Genomic DNA, 6000 nt, shown 5'->3' with positions numbered 1-6000 from the left:
GCCGACGAGTTTTCCCGAAGGGATCCCCATGGGAGGGCCAGGCCTAGATTTTTTGCCTACTTTTTCACTCAGCCTTCGCGTAGCCGCTTCGGCGAAGCACGGTCAATGGAAAAAGTAGGGCCAGCCCGGCGAGGGCATTCGCCCGCCTGGCTGCGTGCGCCGAAATGCAATGAAGGTGTGCAAAGGCAACCTTTTTACCTTATTTCCGTCTATTTTTAAAACTCAAAAAACCTATGCTCCAAAACTACCTCAAGATTGCGGTGCGATCCCTGCTAAAAAATCGTTTTTTCACACTCATCAATCTTCTCGGACTATCACTAAGCATGGGCGCGGCCCTGCTGATTTTCCTCTACACCTCCCACGAACTTACCTACGATACGTTTCATTCCAAGAGCGACCGCGTCTTCCAGGTGAAGGGCAAAATGAACTACGGAGGCATGGAAATGCAGATGTCCGGCATGAGTAGTATGTTCGGACCGCGGGTGACGGAAGAAGATCCCCGTGTGCAGAATTCTGTACGCATGATCAACCCCGGAAAAACAATCATCAAAAATGAGCAGGATGAAGCGTGGTTTGTGGAAAATGCCCATTTCGTCGATCCGTCTTTCAGCGAGGTTTTCGACTTCGAATTTACCAGGGGAAATCCGAAAGAACTTGGTCAGCCTGGCAAGGTATTCCTTACCCCAACCATGGCCAGTCAGTATTTCGGAACGCATGATCCCCTCGGAAAAACACTTTACTACGACCGGAAATATCCGCTTACTGTCGCGGGAATCGTGGCGGAGGCTCTTTCCAATTCATCCATCCGGTATGATATGCTGATTTCTTTTCAGACCCTCGAGACTATTGATGAAATGAAAGGCACCCTCGATAATGAGAATGTGTCACTGGGATCGTTTCTAACCTATCTTGAGCTTGACGAGCCATCCAGTAAGGCACAGGTCGAAGAGTCGATAGAAAAAATTGCGATGGAATCAGCCGACGAAAGCTATGTCCTAGACTCCATGGAGGATGTTTACCTCGGTGGAAATGACGTATTCAGTCCGATGCGGATTTACCTGTTCGCACTGCTGGCCATAGGACTTCTCATCGTCGTTCTGGCCCTAATTAATTATATCAATCTCGCCATTGCACGTTCAACGGCACGTTCGAAGGAAGTCGGAATACGTAAGGTGAATGGGGCATCAAAGCGCTCCCTTGTGTTCCAGTTTTTCCTGGATTCATTCCTGATCATCAGTATTGCATTTACGCTTTCGCTGATACTGCTGATGTATGTTCGTCCGTACATGATTTCTTTCCTGGATAAACCGCTGGATATCGAATACCTGCAGACGCCAATATTCGTCGGCATCGTTGCCGCGATTTTCATCGGAAGTGTGATACTGGCCGGCAGCTACCCTGCATGGATCATGGCCCGTTTCAATCCTGTGTCGATCATCAAGAGTAACCGCACAGGAGGAGGGAAGAACAGTTTCCTTCAGAAGTCTTTCACGACGTTTCAGTTCATGGTATCGATCGGACTGTTACTGGCGACCCTGGTGATCATCGATCAGCTGAAATTCATGAAAAGTCAGGAGATCGGACTGGATAAAGACCAGGTTTTGGCTATCAACCTGTCGCCGAATAAGCAGCCGGTGGGTTTTGAATATATGAAGAATCAGATCAAGGATATGCCGGGGATTTCGGGCGTTGCCCTCAGCTCGCTCTCTCTTTTCAAAGGGGGATATTCCATTTATTTCACCACGGTACCGGATACGGATGAACAGATCTCCCTCAGCGTGATGAATGTGGATGAGCAGTTTGCCGAACTGATGGGTATTGAATTTGAACATCGGTTCGAGGAAGTTCCGTTGCGCGGAAATCTGCTGGCCAATGAGACGGCGGCGGGAAGGCTGCATATTTCGACGGATTCCCTGAGCAAGGAAATGGCGATCGGACCGTCGGTGGCCAGGATTGCCGGGATCACAAAGGATTTCAATTACAGTTCCCTGAAGAATGAGATCCAGCCGATGGTGATGGAGGTGCATTCAGATACCTCGCGGACGATGATCGAGTACGGCGGATCGCTGTACGTGAAGATTCAGGAGGGTACGGATGTGAAGGAAGCCCTTGCGGGGATCCAGGCAGAGGTTGATAAATTTCAGCCGGATGCGCCCTTCGATTATTACTTCCTGGATGAGGCGTTCAACAATTTATATAAATCCGAAGAGCGGATGGCGACCATGCTGTCGGGCTTTACTTTCCTCGCGATCCTGATCGCTGCTATGGGCTTGCTCGGAATGATCACGTTCACGCTGGAGCGGCGTGTACGGGAGATCGGCATCCGCAAGGTGCTGGGTGCTTCCGGCCGGCGTATCATGCTGATGGTCATGGGCGAGTATTTTGTGATTTTCGTCGTAAGCGCATTGCTGGCTGTACCGGCTGCCTGGTGGGTCATGGAAAACTGGCTTACCAGTTTCACCTACCGGATCGACATTGGCGCATCACAGGCGATTCTTGCGATCACACTGGCCCTGCTGGTAGGCTTTGGCACCATTGGCTTGCGCACGTGGCGTGCTTCCAGGGCGAATCCTGCGGATAGTTTGAGGACGGAGTGAACAATTCATCCTTAACGTCATCACTGTCCGGTCGTAGGTTCCTACCTACGACCAAATCATGGTTTCATTTGAACAAGGAGCGTACCTACGGCACGCGATCATAAAGCGACATGGCTATCTAAACAGAGAGCGTACCTTCGGCACGCCATATACCTGTAACGTCATCCCCGCCTTCGCTATGCTACGGCCGACAGGCCGGACTGTCTCCGGCGCTCTGATAACCAGTAGTTTCCACTCGATTCTGGTCGTAGATTCCTATCTACGACCAAATAAATAAAGCATAAGGTCGTAGGTAGGAACCTACGACCAGATTTAGCATAGACACCCCCCTAGCCCCCCTCAAGGGGGGACGTAGGCATGCCCATCTACTCACCGTCATCCCCGCCTTCGCTTATACCCTTCGCCAAGGCTTCGGCTATCGAAGAAAGCTTTGGCGGACGCGCCGGCGGAACTCACATCCTGGTAGTTGAGTCCTTGAAGGCAGAGATTAGGCGTGCCGTAGGTACGCAATATGGGTAGCAGTAATTTAGTTTTTCGTCCAGCGTGCCGTAGGTACGCTCCGTGTGTAAAGAAGACCCTACAAAAACAACGGCCGAATATAATCCACCACCCATTGCCCGAGGAGGCTTCCCGGGTAAAGGCTGAGTGCATATGCGATAAGTGAAACCACCGTGGCTTTAAACACCCGGCGATAGGCCAGCAGGTCATATGCCAGTATGGAGAGAATGGGGATGATAAATAGAAACAGCACAAAATAAATGACCTCGCTGGGAGCAATGCCAGTCAGTTCCCAGAAGCGTGCGATACCAGCCGGACTTAACATGATCATACTCATCAGAAAATAGCGCTTATGCGCATGTGCCTTTTTCCGGTTGACAAATCCCAGCGTTGCATAGATCAGCCCCATGATAAATAATACGATCTCGGAACTCATTATTTCAAAGGGTATCTCTTCTTCCGGTGTATTCACCCGGAAAACAGCATAGATGCCAGTCAGGAAGACGCCAATAACGATTGGTATTCCGGATGGTCCGAGGATCATGTGCCATTTTACCTTTTTGCCGGTGATCAGAAGGCATTGTACGCCAAACAATGCATACCACAAGCCCCCGAAGACACCATGTATGACGGCGATCAATGGTAATCCGCCTTCATTTTCTATACGCACAGAAGCAGTGTATGAGAACCCGATAAACTGCGTGATCAGGAAATAAAAGGCGTAGAAGAGGAAGAAGTAGTGGTCTGACTTTTTTGTGGGGATCGATTTGAGCTTCATTAGGGGTGAGATTGATTCCAGATTATAACATAATTAATTTATGGTTAAGATTTTTACTGAAGCCTTGAAAATGTGTGGAATACGATTGGTGTTGGCGGAAGGCTGTTCCGCCTGTCCTCCTACCTAACGGTAGGTAAACCGGCAGGCAGGGATCTCCTGTTGTATGCAATGAACTGGGGGATCCTGAGACAAGCTCAGGATGACGATGAAGAAGGACCGGCCCGGGCCATGTCCGAGGAGGCAAGGCCCACCCCCAACCGTCTCCCCGCCTTCGCTAAAGCTACGGCGGACATGCCCGCCTGCCCGGCTGTGTGCGCCGAAATGCAATGAAGGTGTGCGAGGGCAATAACCCGGCTGGTTAAGCCTTATTTCCTCCCCGCCAACCGCCTCATTCCATCAAACCTCTCCCGCATTTCTCTCAGAACCTCACCATAGGCGCGATCACCCGCAAGGTTCAACAGCTCCTCCGGATCATTCTCATGATCATACAATTCTTCATGGGTGCCTCCTGCTTCATTTTCCCATCGCGTATATTTCCACCGAACACCGGTCAGGGCGCCGTCTCGTCCTCCATAGCTCACAGTGTACGCATAACGTTCTTCTGCCTGACGACCCGCCAGCATCGGCACGAGGCTTTTCCCCTGGAGAATAGGAGGCAGGCTGTCCTGTAGTCCGCACAATTCCGCGAGGGTAGGATAGAGGTCGATCAGCTCTACCACCTGGTCTGCTAACGATCCGTTGCTTTGTTTATACGCCGGAGCCGAGATGATCATCGGAACGCGGATACTTTCTTCCCAAAGGCTTGTCTTTGACCAGCAGTCATGTTCACCGAGATTAAAGCCATGATCCGAAATGAATATTACAATAGTATTTTCCCGGGCGCCTGAGCGGTCCAGTGCATCCAGCAGCCTGCCCACCTGCTGGTCCATGAACCGTACGCTGGCCAGGTAGGCACTGATAGTTTTTCGTTGCTGTTCCTCGGACATACCCCAGACATGCTCATTTCGCAGCCGCAGTGCCTGATCCGGCACATTTTCCAGTCCGCTCACTTCAGGCAATTCCATCGATTCGGCAGGATATTGGGCGAAGCAATTCTCTGGTGCGATCAGGGGGACATGAGGCCTTACCAGTCCGACTGCCAGGAAAAAAGGTTTATCTGCCTTGAACTTTACCCGGTTGGTGGCACCATCCGGGATCTTACCGGTCCGGTTTTCCAGGATGGCGATAGCCTGGGTAGTGGCCACATAATCTGTTTGGCCAGTCTCAAGTTCGTCCGGAAGAATCATCCGCGCGAAATTGGAGCCGTAATGATTATTCTTGGGTGACAGCAATTCCAGTTTTCCCGGACTCATGGTTTCGGGACCCATCACATTGTGCGCATAATCCCAGGACTCCGGGATATCACCGCCTGTTTCCCCCCGTTCAATTCCGCCGGGGACGCCCATATGAAAGATCTTGGAAACACGGGCTGTGTAATAACCCATTTTTCGGAAGAATTCGGCCAGTGAAGGGTGGTCTTTTAGTTCCGGCGTAGCGGCTTTATAGCTGCCCAGCTGGAAGCCATTTCCCAGAACGCCATTGGTTTCGGGATATAATCCACTCATAAAGGACGACCTTGACGGTCCGCATACAGGGTATTGCGAATACGCCCGGGTAAACTTCACTCCCTGTTTGGCAAGCCTGTCAAGGTTCGGCGTATGATCGCTGACGTCCATGTAAGGGCCGATTTTGGTATTCAGGTCATCCGAAACGATCAACAGGATGTTGGGTTGCTGCGCTGAAGCATTCAAGCCGATCAGGATGAAAAACAGCGAGAAGAGGACTCTTGTCATTTTAGTTTCAGGTTGAAAATGGCGTTGACAATATAAGTGAAATATTCTTCGACACCTCCATACGTCCCCCCTCGAGGGGGGATTAAGGGGGGTGTCTTCCCTCAAGGGGGACGTAGGGGATGACGATAAAGAAAAAGGCCTGCCCGGCTCTGTACGCCGAAATATAATGAAGGCATGCTCCGTACGCCGTAATATTATGAAGGCGTGCTCTGTACGCCGAAATATAATGAAGGCATGCTCTGTACGCCGAAATATAATGAAGGCATGCTCCGTACGCCGAAATCTAATGAAGGCA

Annotated in this window: 3 protein-coding genes; 1 reads left to right on the top strand and 2 read right to left on the bottom strand. The window is 50.9% G+C overall.

The features are described from left to right. Positions 1–233: 233 nt before the first annotated feature. A complete protein-coding gene (locus LDX50_RS23695; protein WP_225698690.1) occupies positions 234–2597 on the top strand; it encodes an ABC transporter permease in 2364 nt (787 codons plus the stop codon). A gap of 577 nt (positions 2598–3174) precedes the next feature. Here LDX50_RS23695 and LDX50_RS23690 read toward each other — a convergent pair. Continuing rightward, complete coding sequence (locus LDX50_RS23690; RefSeq protein WP_225698689.1) at positions 3175–3873, bottom strand: hypothetical protein; 699 nt, start codon at positions 3871–3873, stop codon at positions 3175–3177. Positions 3874–4238: 365 nt separating this feature from the next. Then, positions 4239–5705 carry a sulfatase gene (locus tag LDX50_RS23685; protein WP_225698688.1) on the bottom strand — a complete coding sequence of 489 codons (1467 nt, stop codon included), beginning with the start codon at positions 5703–5705 and terminating at the stop codon, positions 4239–4241. Between the last annotated feature and the right edge of the window lie 295 nt (positions 5706–6000).

The organism is Fulvivirga sedimenti, assembly GCF_020328055.1.
The sequence above is the reverse complement of the archived record's forward strand: the minus strand, read 5'-3'. Positions and strand labels throughout refer to the sequence as shown.